General features: G+C 66.7%; 29 protein-coding genes. 15 read left to right on the top strand and 14 right to left on the bottom strand.

Going from position 1 to position 22,398, the window contains the following annotated elements:
* Positions 1–65 precede the first annotated feature (65 nt).
* Positions 66–527: a universal stress protein gene (locus tag EGH23_RS15575; RefSeq protein WP_220580912.1), complete on the top strand. Its 462-nt coding sequence runs from the start codon at positions 66–68 to the stop codon at positions 525–527.
* 66 nt (positions 528–593) lie between these two features.
* Positions 594–1,892 carry a histidine--tRNA ligase gene (hisS, locus tag EGH23_RS15570; RefSeq protein ID WP_220580911.1) on the top strand — a complete coding sequence of 433 codons (1,299 nt, stop codon included), beginning with the start codon at positions 594–596 and terminating at the stop codon, positions 1,890–1,892.
* Here the strand turns inward: hisS and EGH23_RS15565 are convergent.
* Complete coding sequence (locus EGH23_RS15565) at positions 1,889–2,395, bottom strand: GNAT family N-acetyltransferase (protein ID WP_220580910.1); 507 nt, start codon at positions 2,393–2,395, stop codon at positions 1,889–1,891. The genes hisS and EGH23_RS15565 overlap by 4 nt on opposite strands.
* 281 nt (positions 2,396–2,676) lie before the next feature.
* Here EGH23_RS15565 and truA point away from each other — a divergent pair, with 281 nt between their 5' ends.
* The 4 genes from truA (at position 2,677) to EGH23_RS15545 (ending at position 7,195) form a co-directional block, all read left to right on the top strand.
* Positions 2,677–3,480: a tRNA pseudouridine(38-40) synthase TruA gene (gene truA, locus EGH23_RS15560; RefSeq protein WP_220580909.1), complete on the top strand. Its 804-nt coding sequence runs from the start codon at positions 2,677–2,679 to the stop codon at positions 3,478–3,480.
* Positions 3,481–3,544: 64 nt separating this feature from the next.
* Positions 3,545–5,335, top strand: a complete 1,791-nt coding sequence (gene pepF, locus EGH23_RS15555) for an oligoendopeptidase F (protein ID WP_220580908.1) — start codon at positions 3,545–3,547, stop codon at positions 5,333–5,335.
* Positions 5,336–5,483: 148 nt separating this feature from the next.
* A complete protein-coding gene (gene pan2 / locus EGH23_RS15550; protein ID WP_220580907.1) occupies positions 5,484–6,704 on the top strand; it encodes a proteasome-activating nucleotidase Pan2 in 1,221 nt (406 codons plus the stop codon).
* 128 nt (positions 6,705–6,832) lie between these two features.
* Entirely contained in the window at positions 6,833–7,195 is a 363-nt protein-coding gene (locus EGH23_RS15545; RefSeq protein ID WP_220580906.1) for a DUF5658 family protein, read from the top strand.
* 16 nt (positions 7,196–7,211) lie between these two features.
* On the opposite strand, the gene EGH23_RS26890 is transcribed toward EGH23_RS15545, so the two are convergent.
* On the bottom strand, positions 7,212–7,346 hold the full coding sequence (locus tag EGH23_RS26890) for a hypothetical protein (RefSeq protein WP_268899456.1): 135 nt from the start codon (positions 7,344–7,346) through the stop codon (positions 7,212–7,214).
* A gap of 124 nt (positions 7,347–7,470) precedes the next feature.
* Here EGH23_RS26890 and EGH23_RS15540 point away from each other — a divergent pair, with 124 nt between their 5' ends.
* Complete coding sequence (locus EGH23_RS15540) at positions 7,471–7,635, top strand: hypothetical protein (RefSeq protein ID WP_220580905.1); 165 nt, start codon at positions 7,471–7,473, stop codon at positions 7,633–7,635.
* A gap of 45 nt (positions 7,636–7,680) precedes the next feature.
* Here EGH23_RS15540 and EGH23_RS15535 read toward each other — a convergent pair whose 3' ends face one another.
* Genes EGH23_RS15535 through EGH23_RS15525 form a run of 3 tightly spaced genes read right to left on the bottom strand, consistent with a single transcriptional unit; the run spans position 7,681 to position 8,779 of the window.
* The gene (locus EGH23_RS15535; RefSeq protein ID WP_220580904.1) at positions 7,681–8,346 is read right to left on the bottom strand and encodes a translation initiation factor IF-6; all 666 of its coding nucleotides are present in this window, start codon (positions 8,344–8,346) and stop codon (positions 7,681–7,683) included.
* A 2-nt stretch (positions 8,347–8,348) separates the two neighbouring features.
* On the bottom strand, positions 8,349–8,627 hold the full coding sequence (locus EGH23_RS15530; protein WP_220580903.1) for a 50S ribosomal protein L31e: 279 nt from the start codon (positions 8,625–8,627) through the stop codon (positions 8,349–8,351).
* Complete coding sequence (locus EGH23_RS15525) at positions 8,627–8,779, bottom strand: 50S ribosomal protein L39e (RefSeq protein WP_135303897.1); 153 nt, start codon at positions 8,777–8,779, stop codon at positions 8,627–8,629. Before EGH23_RS15525 ends, EGH23_RS15530 begins: the two co-directional genes overlap by 1 nt.
* 148 nt (positions 8,780–8,927) lie before the next feature.
* Between EGH23_RS15525 and EGH23_RS15520 the strand changes: the two genes are divergently transcribed.
* Positions 8,928–9,443: a hypothetical protein gene (locus tag EGH23_RS15520; protein ID WP_236044869.1), complete on the top strand. Its 516-nt coding sequence runs from the start codon at positions 8,928–8,930 to the stop codon at positions 9,441–9,443.
* Here the strand turns inward: EGH23_RS15520 and EGH23_RS15515 are convergent.
* The 3 genes from EGH23_RS15515 to EGH23_RS15505 form a co-directional block, all read right to left on the bottom strand.
* On the bottom strand, positions 9,440–10,252 hold the full coding sequence (locus EGH23_RS15515) for a ZIP family metal transporter (protein ID WP_220580902.1): 813 nt from the start codon (positions 10,250–10,252) through the stop codon (positions 9,440–9,442). The genes EGH23_RS15520 and EGH23_RS15515 overlap by 4 nt on opposite strands.
* Positions 10,253–10,334: 82 nt before the next feature.
* Positions 10,335–10,898 carry an RNA 2',3'-cyclic phosphodiesterase gene (thpR, locus tag EGH23_RS15510; protein WP_220580901.1) on the bottom strand — a complete coding sequence of 188 codons (564 nt, stop codon included), beginning with the start codon at positions 10,896–10,898 and terminating at the stop codon, positions 10,335–10,337.
* 42 nt (positions 10,899–10,940) lie between these two features.
* The gene (locus EGH23_RS15505) at positions 10,941–11,363 is read right to left on the bottom strand and encodes a hypothetical protein (protein ID WP_220580900.1); all 423 of its coding nucleotides are present in this window, start codon (positions 11,361–11,363) and stop codon (positions 10,941–10,943) included.
* 85 nt (positions 11,364–11,448) lie between these two features.
* On the opposite strand from EGH23_RS15505, the gene EGH23_RS15500 reads away from it, so the two are divergent.
* Both EGH23_RS15500 and EGH23_RS15495 read left to right on the top strand, forming a co-directional pair.
* A complete protein-coding gene (locus EGH23_RS15500; protein WP_220580899.1) occupies positions 11,449–12,180 on the top strand; it encodes a tetratricopeptide repeat protein in 732 nt (243 codons plus the stop codon).
* Complete coding sequence (locus EGH23_RS15495; RefSeq protein ID WP_162318172.1) at positions 12,177–12,467, top strand: DUF424 domain-containing protein; 291 nt, start codon at positions 12,177–12,179, stop codon at positions 12,465–12,467. Before EGH23_RS15500 ends, EGH23_RS15495 begins: the two co-directional genes overlap by 4 nt.
* 37 nt (positions 12,468–12,504) lie before the next feature.
* On the opposite strand, the gene EGH23_RS15490 is transcribed toward EGH23_RS15495, so the two are convergent.
* Positions 12,505–13,041 carry a carbohydrate-binding protein gene (locus EGH23_RS15490; protein WP_220580898.1) on the bottom strand — a complete coding sequence of 179 codons (537 nt, stop codon included), beginning with the start codon at positions 13,039–13,041 and terminating at the stop codon, positions 12,505–12,507.
* A 106-nt stretch (positions 13,042–13,147) separates the two neighbouring features.
* On the opposite strand from EGH23_RS15490, the gene EGH23_RS15485 reads away from it, so the two are divergent.
* The 4 genes from EGH23_RS15485 to EGH23_RS15470 all read left to right on the top strand — a co-directional run bounded on the left by EGH23_RS15485 (position 13,148) and on the right by EGH23_RS15470 (position 16,742).
* On the top strand, positions 13,148–14,395 hold the full coding sequence (locus tag EGH23_RS15485; RefSeq protein WP_220580897.1) for an aminotransferase class V-fold PLP-dependent enzyme: 1,248 nt from the start codon (positions 13,148–13,150) through the stop codon (positions 14,393–14,395).
* Between the two features lie 238 nt (positions 14,396–14,633).
* Positions 14,634–14,972 carry a DUF7130 family rubredoxin-like protein gene (locus EGH23_RS15480; RefSeq protein ID WP_220580896.1) on the top strand — a complete coding sequence of 113 codons (339 nt, stop codon included), beginning with the start codon at positions 14,634–14,636 and terminating at the stop codon, positions 14,970–14,972.
* Between the two features lie 77 nt (positions 14,973–15,049).
* Positions 15,050–16,057: an aldo/keto reductase gene (locus tag EGH23_RS15475; protein ID WP_220580895.1), complete on the top strand. Its 1,008-nt coding sequence runs from the start codon at positions 15,050–15,052 to the stop codon at positions 16,055–16,057.
* A gap of 256 nt (positions 16,058–16,313) precedes the next feature.
* Complete coding sequence (locus tag EGH23_RS15470) at positions 16,314–16,742, top strand: iron-sulfur cluster assembly scaffold protein (protein WP_220580894.1); 429 nt, start codon at positions 16,314–16,316, stop codon at positions 16,740–16,742.
* Positions 16,743–16,745: 3 nt separating this feature from the next.
* On the opposite strand, the gene EGH23_RS15465 is transcribed toward EGH23_RS15470, so the two are convergent.
* Positions 16,746–16,919: a hypothetical protein gene (locus EGH23_RS15465; protein ID WP_220580893.1), complete on the bottom strand. Its 174-nt coding sequence runs from the start codon at positions 16,917–16,919 to the stop codon at positions 16,746–16,748.
* A gap of 302 nt (positions 16,920–17,221) precedes the next feature.
* On the opposite strand from EGH23_RS15465, the gene EGH23_RS15460 reads away from it, so the two are divergent.
* Positions 17,222–17,683: a pyridoxamine 5'-phosphate oxidase family protein gene (locus EGH23_RS15460; protein WP_220580892.1), complete on the top strand. Its 462-nt coding sequence runs from the start codon at positions 17,222–17,224 to the stop codon at positions 17,681–17,683.
* Between the two features lie 30 nt (positions 17,684–17,713).
* Here EGH23_RS15460 and EGH23_RS15455 read toward each other — a convergent pair whose 3' ends face one another.
* The 4 genes from EGH23_RS15455 to recJ all read right to left on the bottom strand — a co-directional run bounded on the left by EGH23_RS15455 (position 17,714) and on the right by recJ (position 22,345).
* Complete coding sequence (locus EGH23_RS15455; RefSeq protein ID WP_220580891.1) at positions 17,714–19,765, bottom strand: heme-binding protein; 2,052 nt, start codon at positions 19,763–19,765, stop codon at positions 17,714–17,716.
* A gap of 472 nt (positions 19,766–20,237) precedes the next feature.
* On the bottom strand, positions 20,238–20,552 hold the full coding sequence (locus tag EGH23_RS15450) for a DUF5783 family protein (RefSeq protein WP_220580890.1): 315 nt from the start codon (positions 20,550–20,552) through the stop codon (positions 20,238–20,240).
* A gap of 55 nt (positions 20,553–20,607) precedes the next feature.
* Positions 20,608–20,841: a hypothetical protein gene (locus tag EGH23_RS15445; RefSeq protein WP_220580889.1), complete on the bottom strand. Its 234-nt coding sequence runs from the start codon at positions 20,839–20,841 to the stop codon at positions 20,608–20,610.
* Positions 20,842–20,890: 49 nt separating this feature from the next.
* Positions 20,891–22,345 carry a RecJ family nuclease gene (gene recJ / locus EGH23_RS15440; RefSeq protein ID WP_220580888.1) on the bottom strand — a complete coding sequence of 485 codons (1,455 nt, stop codon included), beginning with the start codon at positions 22,343–22,345 and terminating at the stop codon, positions 20,891–20,893.
* Positions 22,346–22,398: the final 53 nt, after the last annotated feature.

The raw sequence follows: 22,398 nt of genomic DNA, 5'->3' as shown, positions 1-22,398 counted from the left end.
ACGGGGAGATAACCGTCGGCTACTGCTAAGTGAGTCGGAGACCGACGGGTACGCGGGGGACGTAGATGACGATATTCGTGCCGTACGATGGGACGACGGTGTCGAGCGCGGCGCTCGAACGCGCTCAATCGCTCGCGTACTCGCTGGACGAGGCGCTCGTGGTTTCGACGGTCGTTCCGCGGGACCGGGAAAACGCACTCGACCACCAGTGGATAACGGCGGACGAGACGTTCGATGCGAAGGCGATCGTCTCGCGCTTCGAGGCGCGCGTCGCGTCGCTCGCGCCGACGGCGGAGTTTCACCCGATAGTCCTCGCCGGACGGGCCCAGTCGGGGAGCATCGCTCGGCGGCTACGGGACGTCGCCCGCGAGAACGGCGCTACGCTCGTCGTGGTCGGCAGCGACAACATCGGTCGCTTCGTCAGACCCGTAAACACCGTCGGCGGCCGGGTCGCCGCGCGACTCGACACCGACCTCTACGTCGTCCAAGAGACCGAAGCGGAGTACCCGCCCATCGCGACCGGGTGAGTCGCCCGTTCGTAGACCCGCTCGCGAACGGACAGGTTCAAGCGCGCCCTCGCTGTATGCGCGGACATGTACGACCGCGTCAAGGGCTTTCGCGACTTCTACCCCGAGGAGATGCAGGCGCGCCGGTGGGCGATGGACACCGTCGAGGACGTCGCCCGCCGGTACGGCTTCCGCGAGATAGGCACTCCCGCGCTCGAAGCGACCGAGATGTACGTCGACAAGAGCGGCGAGGAGATCGTCGAGGAACTGTACAGCTTCGAGGACAAGGGCGGCCGCGAGGTGGCGCTGACGCCGGAGCTGACCCCGTCGGTCGCGCGGATGGTCGTCGCCAAGCAGCAGGCGCTCTCGAAGCCCATCAAGTGGGTCTCGACGCGCCCGTTCTGGCGCTACGAACAGGTCCAGCAGGGCCGCTTCCGGGAGTTCTACCAGACCAACGTCGACATCTTCGGCTCGGCGGAGCCGACGGCCGACGCCGAGATCCTGGCCGTCGCCGTCGACATGCTCACCGACCTCGGCCTGACGAGCGAGGACTTCGAGATCCGGGTCTCCCACCGCGATATCCTCTCGGGCCTGCTCGAATCGTTCGACGCGGACGTGGACACCCGCGAGGCCATCCGCACCGTCGACAAGCGCGCGAAGATCGACCGCGAGGAGTACCTCGACGCGCTGTACGAAACGGGTCTCAGTTACGACCAGGCCGAGGAGTTCGACGACCTGCTACAGGTCGGCGAGGACGAGCTCGACGCGCTCGCGGAGCGTTCCGAGGCCGTCGCCGACGCCACGGAGAACCTGCGGGAAGTGCTCGACGCCACCGCGGACTTCGGCGTCCGCGAGCACGTCACGCTCTCGCTCTCGACCGCGCGCGGCCTCGATTACTACACCGGCGTCGTCTTCGAGTGCTTCGACTCCACCGGCGAGGTGTCCCGCGCGGTGTTCGGCGGCGGCCGCTACGACGACCTCATCGAGGGGTTCGGCGGCCAGCCGACGCCCGCGGTCGGGTTCGCGCCCGGGCACGCGACGCTCCAACTGCTCTGTGAGCGGGCCGGCGTCTGGCCCGCCGAGGAACTGGCGACGGACTACTACGTCCTGCAGGTGGGAGACACCCGCCCGACGGCGGCCCGCATCGCTCGGGACCTGCGCGAGCGGGGCAACGTCGTCGAGAGCGACGTGGCCGACCGCTCCTTCGGCGCGCAGATGGGCTACGCCGACGACGTGAACGCCGAGACGGTCGTCATCGTCGGCGAACAGGACCTGGAGAACGACGAGGTGACGATAAAAGAGATGGACGGGGGCGAACAGGTCAGCGTCCCCGTCGATTCGTTCCCCGGCGAGGACGACCGGCCGACGTTCGAGGACTTCGCCTAGAGCGGCCGTTCCATCTCGTGTTCGGCCCGGTCGCGCAGGCGCGTCTCGAACCCGACCCCGTCGTACAGTTTCATCGCGACGTGGTTCGTCCGCTCGACGGCCAGCCAGACGTGGTCGAGGCCGTTCGCCTGCCCGTGGCCCAGCAGTACCTCGATGAGCCGCGTCCCGATGCCGGCCGACTGGTACTCGGGGTGAACGAAGATCGCCAGTTCCGAGGACTCGCCTTCGGGAATGAGGACGGCGTGCCCGACGGCCGTCTCGTCGTGCCAGACGACGACGTTCAGCCCTTCGGCTAACAGCGTCTCGACCCACTCGCGTATCTGTCGCTCTCCCCGCGGCGGGACTCCCTGCGCGCGGGACTCGTGGTCGAACTGCGCGTACATCGCCACCAGCGGTGACGGGTCGCCGTCGTAGGCCTCGATATCGACCGTTCGGGAGCGCTGGTCGGTGAACGTGACCGGTGGGCGGGGAAACTGGCGAACCTCGTCGGCGGACGTAGCCATCACTCGGAACTAGGGACGGGACACTTCTAAACTCATCCCTCCGATTCTCAGTAGCTGAGAGTCCGTCGGGGAGCTCGCGGCGGCGAGACGGTCGTCGACGGAACGTTCGAGCGCCGGCGCGGACGGTTCGGTCGGACGAAACGGATCGAACGCGCACGGACTGGCGGCTGACGGTCCGCCTACCGGGGTCTGCGTAAACCGACCGCGCTCGGCGTAGTTGCCGCCCCGTCTCGCATGTCGGTAATCGGACAGTACAAGTGCACCGCCATCGAGCATCGGGTATGCGCGCCTACCGAATCGCCTACGACGGTCGCCCGTACAACGGGTTCCAGCGCCAGCCCGACGTGGCGACGGTCGAGGACACGCTGTTCGACGCGCTGTCGCGGCTCGGCGTCCACGACCGGGCCGAGGGGCCGCCCGGGGGCTACGCGGCGGCCGGCCGCACCGACGCCGGCGTCTCGGCGCTCGCCCAGACCGTCGCGTTCGACGCCCCGAAATGGCTCTCGCCGGAAGCGTTCAACAGCGAGCTCCCGGCGAACGTTCGCGCGTGGGCCAGTAGCGACGTCGGCGACGGTTTCCACGCTACCCACGACGCGAGCGAACGCACCTACACGTACCACCTCTACGCGCCCGACGCCGCCGAGGTGATGGCGCGGGCGGCCCTCGACGGGCTCCGGGGCGAACACGACTTCCACAACCTCACGCCGGACGAGACGGGGACGGTCCGAACCCTCGACGGGTCGCTGACCCGCGACGGCGACTTCTTCGTCCTCGAACTGCGAGCCGGCGGCTTCTGCCGCCAGCTCGTGCGGCGCGTCGTCGGGCTGATCGCCGAGGTCGCCCGCGGCGAGTCGTCGTTTCCGAAGGTCGAGCGAGTCCTCGGTCCCGAACCCGTCGAGGGGCCCGGGGGCGTCGCCCCCGCGCCGGCGTACCCGCTGGTGTTGACCGAGGTGACCTACCCCGGCGTCACGTTCGAGACGGACGCCGACGCCCGCGCGAGCGCCCGAGCCGTCTTCGGCGAACTGCGGGCCGAGCGGCGAACGGCGGCGAGGGTTGCCGGGACCGTCCGCGATGGCCTCTCGTAGTCGGAGGGGGTTCGGTCCGTCGTAGCCGAAAAGGCTTACTCGGCCCCCCTGCCTAGACCGGGGCATGAGTTCGGTACCCGCGCGCGGCGACATCGACGAGGCGTACAAGTGGGACTTAGAGTCCCTCTACGCGACGGACGACGACTGGGAAGCCGCGTACGAGGAGGCCGAGGAACGCATCGAGGACCTCGCGGCCTACGAGGGGCGGGTAGCCGAGGACGCCGAAACGCTCCTGTCGGTGCTGGAGACGTACGAGGATCTGATGCGCGTCGTCGCCAACGTCACCGCTTACGCGCGGATGCGCCGCGACGAGGACACGACCGACGACACCTATCAGGCGCTGACCGCCCGCAGTCAGTCGCTCTCTTCCGAGGCCAGCAGCGCGGCTTCCTTCATCGAACCCGAGCTACAGGAACTGAACCGGGGCGACGTCGAGTCGATGATGGACGAGGAACCCGACCTCGACGCCTACAGTCACTACTTCGACGACGTGCTCCGGATGAAACCGCACACCCGTTCGGCCGAGGTCGAGAACCTGCTGGCCGAACTGGGCGAGGTGACCGGCGCACCCGGCGAAGTGTACAACATACTCGCCAACGCCGACATGGAGTTCCCGACGGTCGAAGACCCCGACGGCGAGGCCCGAGCGGTCACGCTCAACAACTTCACGACGCTGCAGAAACATCCCGACCGCGACTTCCGCCAGCGCGTCTACGAGACCTTCTACGACGAGTGGGAAGGCGTCAGGAACGCCGTCGGCACGGCCTACAAGAACTCGGTCAAGACCGACGTGAAGATGGCACAGGCGCGTAACTACGACAGCGCCCGCGGGGCCGCGCTGAACGGCCCGAACGTCCCCGTCGAAGTCTACGATACGCTGGTCGACACCGTCCACGACAACCTCGACCACCTCCACCGCCACGCGGAGTTGAAACGGGAGGCCATCGACGCGGACGAACTGCAGATGTGGGACCTCTACGTCCCCCTCGTGCAGGAAGAATCTCCCGAGATAGAGTACGAACAGGCCTGTGAGTACGTCACAGAGGCCGTCGCGCCGCTGGGCGAGGAGTACCAGTCCCGCCTCGCCGACGGGCTGGAGTCGCGCTGGGTCGACGTCTACGAGACCGAGCACAAGCAGTCGGGGGCGTACTCCGGCGGTACCTACGACTCCCAGCCGTTCATCCTGATGAACTACCAGGACGACGTCGAGTCGATGTACACGCTGGCCCACGAGCTCGGCCACTCGATGCATTCGGAGTTCACCAGCGAGGAGCAGCCGTACGTCTACTCGGGCTACGAGATCTTCGTCGCCGAGGTCGCCAGCACCGTCAACGAGACGCTGTTGACTCACCACCTGCTCGAGACGGTCGAGGACGAGCGACTGCGTCGGCACGTCCTCAACGAGTACTTAGAGCGGTTCCGCTCGACGCTGTATCGTCAGACCATGTTCGCGGAGTTCGAACACCGGACCCACGAGATGAGCGAGGCGGGCGAGCCGCTCACGCCCGACCGACTGGACGACCTCTACGCGGACCTCAAGGGCGACTACTACGAACCGGCGGCGCTCGACGACCGGATCGCTCGCGAGTGGATGCGCATCCCGCACTTCTACCGCGCGTTCTACGTCTATCAGTACGCCACTGGGATATCCGCGGCCGTCGCGCTGGTCGAGAACATCCTCGGAGGGGACGACGACGCCGCGGAGCGCTACGTCGACTTCCTGCGCAGCGGCTCCCGGGAGTACCCGCTGGAGCTCCTCCGGAACGCCGGCGTGGACATGGCCAGTCCCGAGCCGGTCGACTCGGCGCTCTCGACGTACGGCGAGTACCTAGACGAGTTCGCCGGCCTCCTGTAACTCACCGGTTCTGCCGCCGAGCGCGACGATTCGTCGTTTCGACTGTTTGCCGCTCGACGACCGGGGCCTGGAGCGTTCGCGCCCCCGCATATCGCGTACCTGACCCAAAGGCACTTTGTGTCTCAACCGTGTAGTACCGGCCACCCAAATGTCGCGTAGCCCCTCGCTTCCGGACAGGCCACGGCTCGACCTCGATCCAGACATGACGCCCGAGGAGCGTCTCGAGGCACTCCGGGACCACTTCGAAGAGATCGTCCGCGTCAACGAACAGCTAACCGACCAACTCGACGACGCCCGCGGTCGGCAGACCTCGCTCACCGACGAGGTGGACCAGCTCGAACGCGAAAACGAGATGCTGAAGACCTCGTCGCTGTACATCGCCACCGTCGAGGAACTGACCGACGACGGCGTCGTCGTCAAGCAGCACGGCAACAACCAGGAAGTCCTGACGGAGGTCTCTCCGTCGATGCGCGAGAGCCTGGAGGCCGGCGACCGCGTCGCGATCAACGACTCGTTCGGCGTCAAGGAGATCCTCGACCCCGAGACCGACGCGCGCGCGCAGGCAATGCAAGTCGAGGCGTCGCCGGAAGTTTCCTACGAGGACATCGGGGGCCTCGAAGAGCAGATCCGAGAAGTCCGCGAGGCCGTCGAGGAACCGCTGATCAACGCCGAGCAGTTCCACGAGGTCGGTATCGACCCGCCGAGCGGCGTCCTGCTTCACGGCCCGCCCGGCACGGGGAAGACGATGCTGGCGAAGGCCGTCGCCAACGAGACCGACGCCACCTTCATCAAGATGGCCGGCTCCGAACTCGTTCGGAAGTTCATCGGCGAGGGCGCACGGCTCGTCCGCGACCTCTTCGAACTGGCCAGCGAACGCCAGCCGGCCATCATCTTCATCGACGAGATCGACGCCATCGCCGCGAAACGAACGGAGTCGAAGACCAGCGGCGACGCCGAGGTTCAGCGGACGATGATGCAGTTGCTCTCGGAGATGGACGGCTTCGACGACCGCGGCGAGATCCGCATCATCGCCGCCACCAACCGCTTCGACATGCTCGACCGCGCCATCCTGCGCCCGGGCCGCTTCGACCGCCTCATCGAAGTCCCCAACCCCGACGTCGAGGGCCGCGAGCGCATCCTCGAGATCCACACCGAACGGATGAACCTGGACTCGGAGGTGGACCTGCGAGCGCTCGCCCGCGAGGCAGACGGACTCTCCGGCGCGGAACTGGCCTCACTGGCGACCGAAGCCGGCATGTTCGCCATCCGCGACGAGCGAACGACCGTCGAGCAGGCGGACTTCCGCGCCGCCCGGGAGAAGCTCGATCAAGAGGAAGAGTCCGGCAGTCAGCCGGTCGCGTTCGCCTGAACGGGGTTCCGACTCGAAACGGCTCCCTTCTCCCGCGGTTCCGTTCGGTTATCCGACAGTATAGCGGTCGTATCCGTCCGTTAGTCGGCGGTTAGTAAGGGTAGCGGCGCGTGTACGGGCGACCAACGGTGATACCGGACTACTCACTGACCGACGGCGAGCTAGCCCACTGGATTCCCATCGGCGGCGAGCTATCGGTGTCACACGCGGTGCTGTGGACGGTCATCCTCCTCACGTCGCTGTTCGACGTCGTGACGACGACAGTGGGACTCGAACTCGGTCTCCGGGAGGGCAACGCCGTTGCACGGGCGCTCGTCGAGAGCTACGGCGTCGTCGGTCTCGCGGCCCTGAAAATCGGGGCGCTCCTCGTCGTCGCCCTCGTCTGGGCCGCCCTCGACGAGCACCGCTCGACGGCGGCGCTCGTCGGGTTCGCGCTCGTCTCCTCGTTCGTCGTCGCCCTGAACACGATCGCGCTCGTGACCTTCCTCTGAGCCGGTACCGCGCCGATCACTCCTCGCCGCGGTCGGAGATCATATCGCCCCCGCACTCCGGACAGGACGACCGGAGCACGTCTGTACTGTATCCGCACTTTCGACACACGAACAGTTTCGACCGCTCGGCGTCGTCAGATCGCTGAGCCATATACGTCTGTTTCTCCTAAGAGGTGTTAACTATTATCACGACTTGCGAACCACCGAGCGGGAGACGACCGCCGAACTCTCGAACCGCCCGAGGACTTACTGCCGGCCGGGACCAAGGGCGAACCATGAGCGGGACGACGCATCAGTGTCTCTGCGGTGCGACGCTCCGGTTCCGGCAGGACTTGACGCGCGAGCGAACCGGCACGACGCCGACGTGGACCTGTGCGGACTGTGGAACGCGGGTCCCCGGCGTCGTGGCGGAGAAGCTCTCTCATCAACATCCGTCCTGAGAACGGTACCGGTCGCCGAAGATCGGTTTCGGAGAAAGACGGCGGTCAGTCGATGTAGCCGAGCGCCGCGTCGATGCGGCCCAGTTCCGGCCCGGAGGTGTCCGAGCCACAGACGTAGCCGTAATCGTTGGCGACCAGTCCCGATCCGACGAGCGGGCCGCCGTAGTTGACCGTGCCGATGTCGGCCGGGACGCCCAACAGCTCCTCTAAGGCGTCGAGTTCGCCGTCGGTCGCCTTCGGGTGACAGAGCACGCCCTCGTTGGTGGCGACGGCGGCGGTGCCGACCGTGTTGACCCCGGCGATGACGCCGCGCTCTACGGGGACGTCGAGTCCGTCGCTGACCGTCTCGACGGCATCCTCCGAGAGGTCCGGGTGGACGTACGCGCCCGTGTCGTTACAGCAGACGACGTTCCCGGCGGCGTTGATGCGGCCCGGCAGTTTCGTCACCGGCACGTCGACGACGTCCTGAATCCGGTCGACCTCCCGGTCTCGGACGCGAGCGGAGACGAGGAGGCCGTTCCCGTTACCGGTCGCCAGCGCGCCGACGGTCCCCGACTGGCCGATGGTCGTCGGGACGACCGGGACCTCCAGCTCTTCACCTAATTCCTCGCGCAGCGATTCGTCTACGTCGGGGCGAACCAGCACGCAGTCGTCGGTCGCACGGGCGAAGACGCCGACGTACGACGACCCGGAGAACGCGGCGCGGAGCAAGTTTACTCTGCGGTCTCGGCTTCGACGACTGCCTCGCCCTCTTCCTCGAAGCGGGCGGCGCGCACGCGAAGCTTGCTCGGCGGGTTCGACCGTCCCTTGGCCCACGTGGCCTCGTTGATGGAGGTGTCGATGCGGACGGCGTCCTCGTCGACCGAGAAGTGCTTGGCGAGGTGCTCGCGGATGAGCGTCATCGCCTTGTCGGCGGCCTGATGGTTCGGTTCCGCGCGGGCGTCGCGGAGCGGAATCGTGACGACGCGCTCCTCGAAATCACTGGAACTCATTATTCGTCGGTGTCGTTACGCCGCCAGTGGCGGCGCTTGGGGTTGCGCTGCACTTCGCGGTCGGTCTTGAGCATGACCCAAGCCGGGACGCGACTGTTCTGGTTGTCGAGCTTGGCCAGCCGCTTCTTCTTGGCCTTCGACTTCTTACTCATGGTGTCCCGTGTGTTCCGCCCCGTGACTTAAATTCCTTCCTTTTCTGCCCGCGTCCGTCGGCGGCGAGGACCGGCCGCCGTCCGGCGTTATCAGGGTTTGTAAGCGGGGACGTAGAACTAAGTAGGAATATCGGTAGACCATCAGTCGATGAAGCGCCGGGTGGTCCTTCGGACGTTGGGAACAGGGGTGACAGCCCTCGGTAGCGGTTGTCTGGGTGGCGGCGGAGAAGTCATCGTCAGTATTCAACGGGACGTCACCGTCGACCCACGGAACGCGTGGATAGAGGAGGACATTCCGGACCTCTCGGATTCCGGCGGCGCTATCGAGTACATCGTCCGGTCGGAGACTCCCTTCGACGTCTACTTCTTCGCCGACGACGTCGATTTCTCGCAGTACGACTCCTACATCAAGGGTCGTGAACCAGAGAAGACGCCGTCGGGACACCCCGCCTTCAGCCAGACGGCGCTACCGAAAGAGGGATCGGACCTCTACGAAGCGTCGACGGCCGACGGGGGGAACCGCGAACCCGTCGAGATGGCGGGGCCGTACTACTTCGCCGTCGATCACTCGAACTACCGGATGGAGACCCGCGTCGGGAAGTACGACGACCCGCTGACGGCGTTCGTCGACCTGAAGGTGATCCGCAGTCGGTCGCCGTTCTAGACGAACGCGAGGGGAGCCATCGCCAGCACGCCGACCGCACCGCCGGCGACCAGTTCCCGCCTGCCGTCGCCTGCGAGACCCTCGCCGTAGTCGAGCGCCTCGGGGACGAACTCGGTGGCGACGAGGTACACCATCGCGCCGGCCGCGAACCCGAAGCCGAACGGGAGGAATTCCTTCGCGAGCGTCACGAAGTAGTAGGCGACGACCGCACCCAGCGGTTGCGGGAGCGAGGAGAACACCGCCCACCAGACCATCCGCCACTCGCTGACCCCGAGCGACCGCAGCGGGATGGCGATAGCGGTGCCCTCGGGGACGTTGTGGATGGAGATGGCGATAGTCATGAACACCGCGAGCACCGGTACGGCGGTGCCGGCGATGAGGACCGAGTTCGCCGGCGACGCACCTTCCAGCCCGAGTTCGGCGAAGGAGACGCCGACGGCGACGCCCTCCGGGAAGCTGTGGACGGTCAGGATGCCGAGGACGAGCAGGAGCTTCTTGAAGTCGGCCCGCTCGAACTGCTTCGGGCCGTGTTCGACGCCGTCGAGTATCCGGTCGGCGACTTCGACGAGCGCGACGCCCGCGAGCAGCCCCGGTAACAGAAGTATCGGGGACCCGTAAGCCAGTCCCTCCCGGACGAGGCCGAACAGCGACGCCGCGACCATGATGCCCGACGCGAGTCCCCACAGGACGACGTTCCACCGGTCCGAAAACTCCTCGACCAGGAAGAACGGGACCGCGCCCAGTCCGGTCGCCAGCGCGGTGAGAAATCCCGCGACGAAGACGAAGGCCACGTTCTCGACGGCGACCATGACGGAGCTAAGCGATTCGTCGCTATAACAATTATCACTAGTTTGATTGTTTTTGGCCGACCTAGAGCCGTCGACACGTCGGCTATAGTGGCACGGATTCGATAGTTTGGTACGCGGGACCGTCGTCACGCAGGACGCTCTCGGTGAGGCGTATCTCCTCGACCCGTAGCCGACCGACGTCAGGGTCGTTCTCTTCGACGACGCGCTGAACTCGTTCTTTCCCGCCCGCGTGGTCCATCCGGGCGATCGTCGCGTGCGGGGTGAAGTCGTGGTCCTCCGGGTCGAACCCCATCTCGACGGTCCGCGCCTCGATGGCCTCGTGGAGCGCCGTCAGTTCCGCGTCGCCGCGGCCCTCGCGGACGCCGACCCAGACGACGCTGATGTAATCGAGCGACGGGAAGACGCCGAGGCCGCCGAAGCGCGCTTCGAACGGTTCGACGCCGCTGTCGTCGACGGCGGCCTCGAGTTCGGTCACGAGATCCCCGATGCGGTCCGGATCGGTGTCGCCGAGGAACTTCAGCGTGACGTGGGTCTGTCCGGGGTCGGTGAATCGGAGCCCCGACGCGCCCTCGAATCGCTCCTGCACCGCTCGAATCGCGTCGTCGAACCCGTCCAGGTCGACGCTGACGAACAGTCGCTTGCTCATGGTCGAAGCTACGGCGTCGGGCGCAAGAAACCCCCCGGCGGGTCATCGAGTCGGTTCGACGTCACGGGCGGGTCCGCACGCGGTCGCCGTCGACCCGGACAGCGTTCGAGTCAGCGCGTGAACGAGTCCGACAGCGGCTACCGTCGCCGCGGTACCGAAAATCCAGTCGAGTGGTAACAGGGGTAACACGAAGAGCCGTACGAACACCAGCGCTATCATCGAGAGAGCGAGCAGAGCGCGTTTCCGCAGCGTCTCGGCCGGTTCGGTTCGCCAGTAGTCGGGAACGTCTATGCGCGAGGCGAACCGGCGGGCGAGTAGCGCCGCGGTAAGCGTGACCGCGACGCCAGCCAGGGCCACGGGGACGGCCAGCGAACCGCCGTCGGCGTGTATCACCGCACCGGTCAGTATCGCCACGCTGCCGCCGAAGACGACGAGGAGGGCGTCCAGAGCCAGCGGGTCGCGCACGGTCGATAGTTCGGCGGGTCATGGCTCGAATCGTAGCGTCTCGCTGACGTAGCCCTTAACCCGCCGCACCGCCAAACCGAGAGCAATGACAGACCGCGAGCCCGACGACCACGAGTTCTCCGAGGGACAGGGGTTCGACGACCCCTACGACGGCTTCGACCTCGAACCGCCAGAGTTCGAAGTCGACCCCGATAAGGTAGACCCCGTCGACTCCCGCGTCGTCACCGACATGCTCGACCGGCGGCAGGTGCCGGCCGACGACGTCGACGCCGAGCAACTGCTCGACGTCGGCCTGGAGTACATGCATATCAACCGCCACGAACAGGCCGCGGAGACGTTCCAGCGCGTCGCTCAGTACACCGACGACGAGCGGCTCGAACAGGAGGCCTGGACGAACAAGGGAGCCGCCCACGCCGAACTGGAGGAGTGGGACGCCGCCATCGGCGCGTATCGGGAAGCGTTGGATGCGGACGAGGAATCCGACCACGCGGCCACCGCCGAGACGAACCTCGCGTACGCGCTCTGGGAGTCCGGCCGCTCCGAGCAGGCGCTCGAACACGCCGAGCGGGCCGTCGAGATCGACCCGCGGTTCGAGCAGGCGTGGTACAACCGTGGCTTCTTCCTCCTAGAGCGCGGTCTGGCCGAGGACGCCGTCGAGGCGTTCGACAACGCCATCCGCCTGGGCTTTCGCAACGCCGACGTCCTCGAGGAGAAGGCCCGCGCGCTCGAAGAGATGGGCGAGCACGACCGCGCCGAGGAACTGGCCGACGAAGTCGAGGAGATGCGCGAGAACGCCGAACAGCAGCTGCTGGAATGATACTCAACGAGCGCGACACCGACGAGGGCCTGCTCGTCTCGGTCTGTGACCCGGACATCATGGGCGAGACGTTCGAGGACGGCCCCGTCTCCATCACCGTCGAGGAGGGCTTCTACGGCGGGGAGACCGTCTCCGAAGACGAAGTCGTCGACAGCCTCACTCGGTGTAGCGTCGCCAACATCGTCGGCGAGGACAGCGTCGAGGTGGCCGTCGAACACGGTTTTATCGACGAGGAGAACGTCCTCGACGTCGACGGAACCCGGCACGCGCAGCTGCTCTGGCTCTAATCTGTCGAATCGGCTCTATCCGCGCTATCCTTCGCCGCTACTCGATATGCAGGCCGTCGAGTTTCCAGCCGCCTTCGAGGACCACGACGCGGAGCGTGTGGACGCCGCGGGGCAGGTGGAGTTGCGTCGTCACGGTCCCCCACTGCTCCCAGCCGCCCGTCGCGTCGAAGGCGATGCGCGTTCGGGGGTCGTCGTCCACGACGAAACCGACCGTGCCGCCGCCGAACCCGTCCGCCGCCGCGACTCGAAGCGTGACCTCGTGCGGACCCGCCTCGCGAGCGTCGATTTCGTAGGTCAACCACTCGTCGGTGACGAGGAGATCGCGCCCGTCCTCGGGTGAGAGGGGGACGTCTTCGGACTCCCATCGGCCGTTGTGGCGATAGCTTCGGTACGCACCGACGGGGATAGTACCGGGCAGTTCGCGCCGTCGCGCGTCGGGTCGGTGATGGACGCCGTCTCGGCGATCATACCGCTCCCTTCGCCGCGGTTGGTCGCGCTTAACGCGGGTAACCGGTCCATTCTCGTCTGTCTCCTGGTCCCCCATCATACCCTGAATCATACGGGGGACCACCATTGTTTTGTATACGCTAACCGGACGTTAGATGGTTACTAAACGGTTCAACTCGGCGGATTTAGGCGAACCGAAGGAATGTTGCCCGTCGAGTCCCTCTGTCTACTCAATGAGCCAAACCGACATCGAACCGCTCGACGTCGAGCGCATCCGGGAGGAGTATCCCATTCTCCAGCGGGAGTTCGACGGCGAACAGGTCGTCTACCTCGACAACGCGGCGACGACGCAGACGCCCGACCGGGTCGTCGATACCATCGCCGACTACTACCGCCAGACGAACGCCAACGTCCACCGCGGGCTCCACCAACTGAGCCAGGAGGCCAGCATCGCCTACGAGGACGCCCACGACCGGGTCGCCGAGTTCATCGGCGCGTCGGGCGAGCGCGAGGAGATCGTCTTCACGAAGAACACCACCGAGAGCGAGAACCTCGTCGCCTACGCGTGGGGCCTGAACGAACTCGGTCCCGAGGACGAGATCGTCCTGACGGAGATGGAACACCACGCCTCGCTGGTGACCTGGCAGCAGATCGCGAAGAAGACGGGCGCGACCTGTCGGTACATCCGCGTCCAGGAGGACGGCACGCTCGACATGGACCACGCGCGCGAGCTCATCGGCGACGACACCGCGATGGTCAGCGTCGTCCACGTCTCGAACACGCTCGGGACGGTGAACCCCGTCTCGCAACTGGCCGACATCGCTCACGACCACGACGCCTACGTCTTCGTCGACGGCGCGCAGTCGGTGCCCAACCGCCCGGTCGACGTCGAGGCCATCGACGCCGACTTCTTCGCCTTCTCCGGGCACAAGATGGCCGGACCGACCGGTATCGGCGTCCTCTACGGGAAGAAGCACCTCTTAGAGGAGATGGAGCCGTACCTCTACGGCGGGTCGATGATAAAGAAGGTCACCTACGAGGACTCGAAGTGGAACGACCTCCCGTGGAAGTTCGAGGCCGGCACGCCCCCCATCTGTCAGGGCATCGCCCTCGCAGAGGCCTGCGATTACCTCGACGACATCGGCATGGAGCGCATCCAGCACCACGAGGAGCAACTCGCCAACTACGCCATCGAGCGGCTGGAAGACGAGGGCGACGTGGAAATCTACGGCCCGCCCGCGGGCGAGGAGCGCGGCGGCCTCGTCTCGTTCAACGTCGGATCGGTCCACGCCCACGACCTCTCCTCGATCCTGAACGACTCCGCCGTCGCGATCCGGGCCGGCGACCACTGCACTCAACCGCTCCACGATAAACTGGGCGTCGCCGCCTCCGCGCGCGCCTCCTTCTACGTCTACAACACGCGCGAGGAAGTCGACAAGTTGGTCGAGGCCGTCGACGACGCGCGGCAGCTGTTCGCCTAGGGAGGCGCTCCGCGCCTCGGATAGTCGAGCGGGGAGCGAAGCGACCCGCGAGACGCGCGACTGACGGGGAAGCCGATACGTTGGTCGAAGCCGCCGACGACGTTCTGCGCGAGCGGAGCGAGCGCAGAGTCGGGGAGACGAGCGAAGCGAGTCTCACCGGACTCCGCAGTTGTTCGCCGCTGGGGGCGAGTCGAAACGAGGGGCGAGCCTTGAAGCCTGTCGAAATCCTAACACCTGTATGAGCGGACGAGGTGAAACCCCCGACGAAGCGGACGCGGACGAACCGGAGCGAGAAGCTGAATCGGCCGCGTTCGGCGAGACCGTCTACAACGCCGACGGAGCCGTTCTCGGGACGATACGCGGGATGGAAGAGGGCGGGTTCTTCGTCACCACCCGCGAAGGCGTCGAGAGTCTGAGCGTCGAACACGCTCGCTCCGGTCACGATTTCGGGGAGGCCGAACTGATGTGGCGATGCACGGTCTGCGGGGAGATGGGCGAGATCGACGAGGGGCTGCCCGACACCTGTCCCAACTGCGGAACCGAAAAGGAAGCGCTCATGTACTGGACCGAGGACTGACCGCCGCGGGAGACACCGGCCAACGCCACCGCCGCCCGACCATTGAAGCGGGCGTCGCCCGAACGTCTTCGGGACACATGACACTCGAAGACGTGGACCTCGACTACGTTCGACTCGGACAGACGGGACTGTCGGTCAGCGAACTCGCGTTCGGGACGTGGCGCTTCGGCCGCGAGACGGACGAGGGGACCGTCGAGATCGACGAGGAGCGCGCCCACGAACTGCTCGACGCGTACGAGACGGCCGGCGGGCGCTTCGTCGACACCGCCGACGTCTACGGCGGCGGTGACAGCGAGCGCTGGATCGGCGACTGGCTCGACGAGCGGGACCGCGAGGAGTACGTCCTCGCCTCGAAGGTCTACTGGCCGACGCGCGAGGACGACCCCAACGGCCGCGGCCTCGGCCGAAAACACATCCGGCGCAACATCGATCTGATGCTCGACCGGCTGGGGACGGAGTACCTGGACGTGCTCTACATCCACCGCTGGGACGAGGAGACGCCGGCCCGCGAGCTCATGCGCACGCTCACGGGACTCGTCGACGACGGGAAGGTGAACTACCTCGGTGCGTCGACGTTCGAGCCGAACGCGTGGCGAGTCGCCAAGGCAAACGAGATAGCGAAAAAGGAGGGGCTGGAACCGTTCACGGTCTCCCAACCCCGCTACAACCTCGTCAACCGAGAGGTGGAGGGGGACTACCTCGACATGTGCCGGGACTACGGCCTCGGCGTCTGTCCGTGGAGCCCGCTGGGACAGGGCGTGCTCACGGGCAAGTACGACCGCGAGGACCGCGCGGCCGACGACTCGGCGGCCAGCGAGGACGAGGGCTGGAAAGAGGCCTACCTCACCGAGGAGAACTTCGACGTGGTCGACGAGGTGCGCGCCGTCGCCGACGAGGTGGACGCCACGCCCGCGCAGGCCTCGCTCGCGTGGCTGATGCGCCACGACGCCGTCGCCTCGCCGCTGGTCGGTGCCCGCACCGTCGACCAACTCGAAGAGAACCTCGGCGCGGCCACCGTCTCGCTCTCCGACGACCAGTTCGAGCGCCTCGCAGACTCGAAGGGCGGTCCCTACGACGACATCTGAGCAGGAGAGCGGTAGCGTGCAGTGGCCGGGAGCGCGCTCTGTCGCGCGACCCGGGGAAGGGCAGGCCTGCCCGAGAAGCATACCGCGCCTGTGACGCGGTTTCCCCGAACTCGCGGCGTCGCCGCGAGTTCGGCCTTTTTTCATCGACGTTTTTTGTCGGGGGTTGAGCGCTCGCCTACGGCGAGCGCGATTCCCCCCACGAAAAAAGGTCGGACGGCAAGCCTTTTCCGCGCCAGCGGCCTACGAGACGCTAACAATGGGTATCGGCGGCTCAGACATGTACCGGCAGCAGATTCTCGACCACTACAAGAATCCTCGCAACACCGGCGAGATCGAGGACCCCACGTTCACCCACGTCGGCGAGAACCCGATGTGCGGCGACGAGATTCGGATGGACGTCGTGCTGAGCGAGGACGAGGAGACCATCGAACACGTCGTCTTCCGCGGCGACGGCTGTGCCATCTCGCAGGCGTCGGCGTCGATGCTGACCGAGAAGCTACAGGGAATGCCCGTCGGCGATTTGCGGGCGATGGACCGCGACGACATCGTCGACATGCTCGGCGTCGACATCTCGCCGATGCGCGTGAAGTGTGCCGTACTGGCCGAGAAAGTCGCACAGGACGGGCTGGACATCTACTTCGACGAGCTGGATATCGAGAAGACGATGACCGAAGAGGACGACTGAGCGTCACAGCAGCGACGGTCGCGGCAGGAACGACGCTCGACAGGAGCGGCAGGCGACGATGCCGAAGCGGTCGAGACAGCGCCCCTGTTCCTGGCAGAGTTCGCATTCGAGGCGGTCGGCGTTCGTGCCGAACGGCGTGCTCGTGCGTTCGTTGTTTCGTCGAACGGAAGGCAACATTTTGTGTTCGAGTATTAGCAGGTAGGGACGGATAAGCGCTATCTATGGGCAATATTCGGATAGTTCTGCGGATGGAAGCAACAGGGAGGAATGTCAGCGAGCCGGTGTCATTTACTGGCCGGCCCGGCCTCGTCTCGGTGCGCCGACGACGACTGGCGTCCCGGCGAGTGGACTCGCCGAACATCGCCACGGCTTCGCGTTCGCTCGATCCCGGCGATTACGACGGTGGATACGGCTTCCATCGCCGAGCGGTGACTGAGCGCTCGCGCGAGCGTTAACTCGTCGCCGACCGTAAGCGGGGTATGGACATCTCCGCAGAGGTCGTCGACCGCATCGCCGACGCGCCGCTGTCGGCGCACCTCGCGACCAGCGTCGACGGCCGACCGCACGTCGCGCCCGTCTGGTACGTCTTCGAATCGAACGGAACAGAGGGCGAAGCGGCAGAGGAGCGCGCGGCGCTGTACGTCCTCACGGGCGGAAAGAAACTGGCGAACGTCCGCTCGAATCCGAGAGTCGCCGTCTCCATCGAACGAGCGGACGGTCCCGACGTGGACTGGAGCGTCCAGTTGCTCGGTACCGCCCGGGAAGTCGAGGACGACGAGCGAATCGAACGCGTCCAGACGCGGATGGACGAGATATATCGCGGTGAGGGCGAATCCTCGGAGACGGACGGAGACGAGGCCGAAGCGGCCGACGGCGGCGAGGAGATGGAATGGGCCTGTCTGGAGATTCGCGTCGGCAGCGCGAGCTATCAGCAGTACTGAGCCGGTTTCGTGAGAAGGCCAGACCGCGAGTTACGCCAGGAAGACGTGCCGCGGGCGGTCGGCCAGTACGTCTCGGCCCCAGCTCACGGTGTCGGAGAAGGCGTCGGAACGGAAGAAGTCCATCGCGTCGTCCTTGCTGTCCCACTGGCTGGCGATGAACATGTCGTTCTCGTCGTCGCGGTTGATCAGCAGCGCCGTCTCTCGGTGGCCGTCCATGTCCGCTAAGAGGTCGCCGACGGTGGCGAACTTCTCGACGAAGTCGGCGCGGTGCTCCGGCTTGACGGTGTAGAACATCCCCATCGTCCCGAAGCCGTCGGATTCGCCCTGCTTGCGGACGACGCCGGGCAGGTCGGTGAGGTACTCGCTGGCGGTCTCCGCGGCGTCTTCGGTGTCCCACAGCGACGCGACGGCCGCCGTGTCAGCGTCGGGGTCGGCGTAGATGCTGGTGCGAACGTGCGTGTCGTAGCGCTCGAACGCGCCCCGGAGGTTCGAGACCTCGTCGGCCAGTTCGTCCGTCTCGGCCTCGGAGTAGACCACGAGGGCGTAGACGTCCTCGCCGTGGGGCTGGCCCGCGTAGACCCCTTCGGACTGGAGCTGCTCGCGGATCGACTGCGAGGAGGCCGCCGCGTCGGCGCGGTCCCCGTCGGCTCCGTTCTCGCTCCGGTTTTCGCCGTCCGCGTCGCGCTTGCCGAGCGGGCCGCCGACCTGCGATTCGATACCGTCCAAGTCGCCGAGGAACCCGGCGGCCGTCTCGGCGGCCTCCTTCGCCGTCCAGATGCTGACGACGTGGGCCTGCCCGCTCTGGGCGCGGACGGTGGTCAGGACGTGGCGGTCGTAGTGGTCGAAGCTCTCGGCGAGGTCCTCGACGTCGTCGACGAGGGACTCGGCGTCGGCCGACGAGCGGAAGACGAGAGCGTAGTCGCCGGCGTCGTACTCCTCGTCCTCGTGGACGCCGAGGCGGCCGACCCGCTGGGCGGCGTCGTCGACTTCCTCGAAGTCCCCCGAAACGTCGGGGCGGCCGCCGCTGTGACCGGAACCGTCTTCGCCCTCATCGCCGTCGTCCCCACCGTCCCCGTCGTGGCCGCGATCGCTTGCGGGGTGGTCGGCGGCCGCCGCCTCGCCGCCGTGCGGGTGGTCGCCCTCACCGGCGCTGCCGGGGTGGGCGTCCCCGTGGCCTTCGGCGTCGCCGGTCCGGGCGTGTCCCCCTCCTTGTTCGGTGCGGATCCGCGTCGCTTCGCCGCCGGCGTGGGCGGCCCGTTCGGCCGTCGGCTGTCCGGCTGCGGGCCGCTCGTCGGTCGGCACTCGCTGGCCCGCGAGGACGGCGGGTAAGTCCACCGGGTCGAAGCGCCGACCGACGTAGAACGGCCCGAACTCGGCGTAGCGGGAGGTCGAGGGGTCGAAGCGCATCTCGGTCAGCAGTTCCTTCACGCTGGTCATGTCCTCGCTCCAGAGCGTGATACCCCACTCCCAGTCGTCGAAGCCGATCGAGCCGGAGATCATCTGACTGACCTCGCCGCCGTAGCCCCGGCCGATGTCGCCGTGGCGCTTGATGTGAGCCGCGCGCTCCTCGAAGGCCGTGTCGTACCAGTTCTGTTCGGGGTCCCGTCGCTTGTCCATCGGGTAGAAACAGACGAACTCCTCGTCGGGCACGTCGGGGTGCAGGCGCGACTGGATGTACTGGGCCAGCCCCGAGTCGTCGTCGACCTCGCCGTCGAAGTACTCGCGGGCCTTCTCGGTGTATCCCGACGCCTCCGTCACCGAGACGTAGGAGAACGCCCGCTCGGTGAACTGCGCGAACTCCGTCTGCTCGAAGTGGCGCTCGGCGGCGTCCAGATCGCCCATCGTCGGCCGCAGGTGCAGAATCATCACGTCGGCCTTGTGTCCGAGCACCGTGTAGACGGCCGTCTGCCCCTCCTCGGCGTCCTGAACGTCTTCGTACGCAGAGAGGAACTCGACGCCCTCCGAGAGCGCCCGGTCCCGAACTCGCTGCGGCGCGTCGCGCCACGCGTCCCAGTCTATCTGCCGGCAGTCGTGCAGCACGTACCAGCCCTCCTCCGTCTGCGGGGGCTTGCGTTGGTCCATGTCGGCGGCTTACAGTTCGACGGTAACGAACCTTCCCATGTCGCCTAGCAACTGAAGCGCTCAGCACGGAAGGGAAGACAACCGCGAACGGCCAGAAAGCCCCCAGGTGCTCGCCTACTGCGACTCGCTGTCGTCCGAAAATCGAAGATTTTCGGGATGACGAGAGAGCGAAGCTCTCTCGAACCACGCGCTTCCTCACTCGCTACGCTCGCTTCGTCCAGTGCTTACTTCGTCTCGAACGGCGAGCACCCGGCCCCTTTCAGTCCCACCCTGTCGGCTGTTCGACTAGCTATCGGGTGGGACTGAAAGGGGCAGACGGCTACACGAACCCCGGTGAAGTAAGCACTGCACTGAGCGACCGTCGGGAGCGAAGGAAGCGCACAGCGAGCCGCGGGAGTGTAGCCGTCTGGGGCTTTCTGGCTCTAAGCGGTCGGCATTCGAACAGCCGTACTAGCAACGACAACCCGAATAACTAGACGTCGAAGATGCGCCGGAGTTGGGACTCGATCTCGGCGACGAACTCGTCGAGTATCGTCTCGGCCTTCTCGTCGTCGGCGACGATAGCGGTGAGGCGGTCGAGCGGGTCCTCGGGCAGCTCGACGTAGAACCCGTCGTCCTCGTCGTAGAACGGCTCGGACTCGTTGAGGATCTGCTGGTCGATGGCGTGGACGAGTTCGGAGTCGTAGCGGTCGTTCATCACCTCGAAGGCCTGTTTGTACGCCTTCTGCAGCTCCGGGAAGTAGTTCGCGTACTTGTCCTCGAACTTCTCGGGATCGAACTCCGTCATTGGCGGGAGATGGACGCCGGGGGATAAAGGTGACGCGGAGTCGGTCGCCGCGTTCTCAGGGCCCCGCCGAGCGGGCCGCCTTCTGCGGCAGGTAGACGACGAGGTAGGCGACGAACGACATGCCCACCATCCCGCCCAGTACGAGGTAGACGCGGATATCCAGCCCGAGGAGAACGCCGATTATCTCGTAGATGGTCGCCCGCGGGTCCGCGAAGCCGAACGTCTCGGTGTACGAGAGCAGCGCCGCGAGAACGACCAGCACGAGGTCGAACGACAGCCGGGAGTCCATTCGTCCGCCTAATGAGAGATGGGGGCGTATAGCTCTTGTTGCGAGCGAGCTATCCCAACTGCTCGGCGACGACGTCGTCGGCGGCGTCGATGAACGCCGCCTCTTTCCCGGCCGGAATCGTCGCGCCGGCGGCGATGTCGTGGCCGCCGCCGTCGCCGCCGACCGACTGGGAGGCCTCCCGCATCACCACAGAGAGGTCGACGCCGCGGCCGACGAGCGGGCCGGTCGCGCGCGAGGACACCTTCCGCTCGCCGTCGGCGTCGGCGAAGGCGATGATGGGTTTGTCCGAATCCACGCCGTTCGTGCCGAGCGCCATCCCGGCGACGATGCCGACGATGGTCTCGCGGATCACGTCGCCGGCGTCGAAGTACTGGACGTGCGCCGACTGGGTGACGCCGCGCTCTTTGACGAGGTCCAACCCCTCCGAGAGGTTCCGGCGGTGGTTCGAGAGCAGGGAGCGGGCCTCGTCGAGGGGGGCGTCGCGTTCGCCGAGACACACCGCCAGTCCCACGTCCGCGCGCTCGTACCGGGCGGTGGCGTTGAGCAGCGTCGAGAACTCGCTGGCGTCGCGCAGTTCCGTCCCGGTCGGTTCGGCGGTGAGCGTGTAGGTGGTTCCGACGAGCGAGTCGATCTTCGAGGCGGGCACGCCGCGCGTGACCGCCCGCTGGACCAAGGCGCTGGCGACCGTCTGGCGCTCGTCGGCGTCCAAGTCGGCCCACGTGCGCCACTCGCCCTTTGCCTTCAGTTCCAGTCCGAGGTCTTCGAGGAAGCGGGTCGCGCCCGCTTGGTCGTTCGAGATGCCCGGAATCGGAACCTCGGTGGCGTATTCCAGCAGTTTCGGGAGCGGACGGGTCTGCTTCCCGTACAGCGAGAGGTCCGTCCCCTCTGAGAGCACGTCGGCGGCGACGCCCTCCTCGACGATGCCCGCGTTGGCCCCGATCAGTTCGCCGCCGGTGGCCTGCATGTCGCCGACGGCCCCGACGACGGCCAGCGCCGCGAGGTCGCGGTTGTCGCCGTCGTCGGGTTCGAGCGAGCGGGCCAGCGCGTAGGCCGCGCCCGCCCCCGAGAGCTCCGACGCGCCGTTGAGGCCAACCAGCAGGGGGTTGACGTGACAGTCGAAGTCGGCGTAGCCGTCCGTGTCGACGACGGCATCCGGATGACAGTCTCCGGGGTCGGCCGGCTGGTGGTGGTCGGCGACGACCATCTCGAAGTCGCCCGCGGCGACGTGCTCGGAGATGGCGTCGAGTTGGCCCGAGCCGAAGTCCGTGAACAGCACCGTCTCGTGCTCGCGGGCGGCGATGCTCGCGATCTCGTCGGCGTCGAGTTGCTTCTTGAACACCGTCTCGACGGACACCCCGGCCCGTTCGAGCGCCGTCGTGGCGATAGCGGCGCTGGTCAGGCCGTCGGCGTCGATGTGGGAGGCGTGCAGGACACGGTCGGCCGACCGCAGGCGTCGCGCGCCCGCGGCGGCGCGTTCGTCGAGTTCGGGAACTGGACCGGCCATCGTGGCAGGGTACGTTCGGATTCGGATATAAACTCCCGGTCGTCGCCGCGGGG

The organism is Haloarcula nitratireducens (assembly GCF_019599505.1).
This window is presented reverse-complemented; position numbering and strand designations above follow the sequence as displayed.

Excerpts from the sequence above, each read along its gene's own strand:
- EGH23_RS15575 (WP_220580912.1), top strand. The coding sequence starts at position 66 with ATGACGATATTCGTGCCGTACGATGGGACGACGGTGTCGAGCGCGGCG.
- hisS (WP_220580911.1), top strand. The coding sequence starts at position 594 with ATGTACGACCGCGTCAAGGGCTTTCGCGACTTCTACCCCGAGGAGATG.
- EGH23_RS15565 (WP_220580910.1), bottom strand. The coding sequence starts at position 2,395 with ATGGCTACGTCCGCCGACGAGGTTCGCCAGTTTCCCCGCCCACCGGTC.
- truA (WP_220580909.1), top strand. The coding sequence starts at position 2,677 with ATGCGCGCCTACCGAATCGCCTACGACGGTCGCCCGTACAACGGGTTC.
- pepF (WP_220580908.1), top strand. The coding sequence starts at position 3,545 with ATGAGTTCGGTACCCGCGCGCGGCGACATCGACGAGGCGTACAAGTGG.
- pan2 (WP_220580907.1), top strand. The coding sequence starts at position 5,484 with ATGTCGCGTAGCCCCTCGCTTCCGGACAGGCCACGGCTCGACCTCGAT.
- EGH23_RS26890 (WP_268899456.1), bottom strand. The coding sequence starts at position 7,346 with ATGGCTCAGCGATCTGACGACGCCGAGCGGTCGAAACTGTTCGTGTGT.
- EGH23_RS15540 (WP_220580905.1), top strand. The coding sequence starts at position 7,471 with ATGAGCGGGACGACGCATCAGTGTCTCTGCGGTGCGACGCTCCGGTTC.
- EGH23_RS15530 (WP_220580903.1), bottom strand. The coding sequence starts at position 8,627 with ATGAGTTCCAGTGATTTCGAGGAGCGCGTCGTCACGATTCCGCTCCGC.
- EGH23_RS15525 (WP_135303897.1), bottom strand. The coding sequence starts at position 8,779 with ATGAGTAAGAAGTCGAAGGCCAAGAAGAAGCGGCTGGCCAAGCTCGAC.
- EGH23_RS15520 (WP_236044869.1), top strand. The coding sequence starts at position 8,928 with ATGAAGCGCCGGGTGGTCCTTCGGACGTTGGGAACAGGGGTGACAGCC.
- EGH23_RS15515 (WP_220580902.1), bottom strand. The coding sequence starts at position 10,252 with ATGGTCGCCGTCGAGAACGTGGCCTTCGTCTTCGTCGCGGGATTTCTC.
- thpR (WP_220580901.1), bottom strand. The coding sequence starts at position 10,898 with ATGAGCAAGCGACTGTTCGTCAGCGTCGACCTGGACGGGTTCGACGAC.
- EGH23_RS15500 (WP_220580899.1), top strand. The coding sequence starts at position 11,449 with ATGACAGACCGCGAGCCCGACGACCACGAGTTCTCCGAGGGACAGGGG.
- EGH23_RS15495 (WP_162318172.1), top strand. The coding sequence starts at position 12,177 with ATGATACTCAACGAGCGCGACACCGACGAGGGCCTGCTCGTCTCGGTC.
- EGH23_RS15490 (WP_220580898.1), bottom strand. The coding sequence starts at position 13,041 with ATGGTGGTCCCCCGTATGATTCAGGGTATGATGGGGGACCAGGAGACA.
- EGH23_RS15485 (WP_220580897.1), top strand. The coding sequence starts at position 13,148 with ATGAGCCAAACCGACATCGAACCGCTCGACGTCGAGCGCATCCGGGAG.
- EGH23_RS15480 (WP_220580896.1), top strand. The coding sequence starts at position 14,634 with ATGAGCGGACGAGGTGAAACCCCCGACGAAGCGGACGCGGACGAACCG.
- EGH23_RS15475 (WP_220580895.1), top strand. The coding sequence starts at position 15,050 with ATGACACTCGAAGACGTGGACCTCGACTACGTTCGACTCGGACAGACG.
- EGH23_RS15470 (WP_220580894.1), top strand. The coding sequence starts at position 16,314 with ATGGGTATCGGCGGCTCAGACATGTACCGGCAGCAGATTCTCGACCAC.
- EGH23_RS15465 (WP_220580893.1), bottom strand. The coding sequence starts at position 16,919 with ATGTTGCCTTCCGTTCGACGAAACAACGAACGCACGAGCACGCCGTTC.
- EGH23_RS15460 (WP_220580892.1), top strand. The coding sequence starts at position 17,222 with ATGGACATCTCCGCAGAGGTCGTCGACCGCATCGCCGACGCGCCGCTG.
- EGH23_RS15455 (WP_220580891.1), bottom strand. The coding sequence starts at position 19,765 with ATGGACCAACGCAAGCCCCCGCAGACGGAGGAGGGCTGGTACGTGCTG.
- EGH23_RS15450 (WP_220580890.1), bottom strand. The coding sequence starts at position 20,552 with ATGACGGAGTTCGATCCCGAGAAGTTCGAGGACAAGTACGCGAACTAC.
- EGH23_RS15445 (WP_220580889.1), bottom strand. The coding sequence starts at position 20,841 with ATGGACTCCCGGCTGTCGTTCGACCTCGTGCTGGTCGTTCTCGCGGCG.
- recJ (WP_220580888.1), bottom strand. The coding sequence starts at position 22,345 with ATGGCCGGTCCAGTTCCCGAACTCGACGAACGCGCCGCCGCGGGCGCG.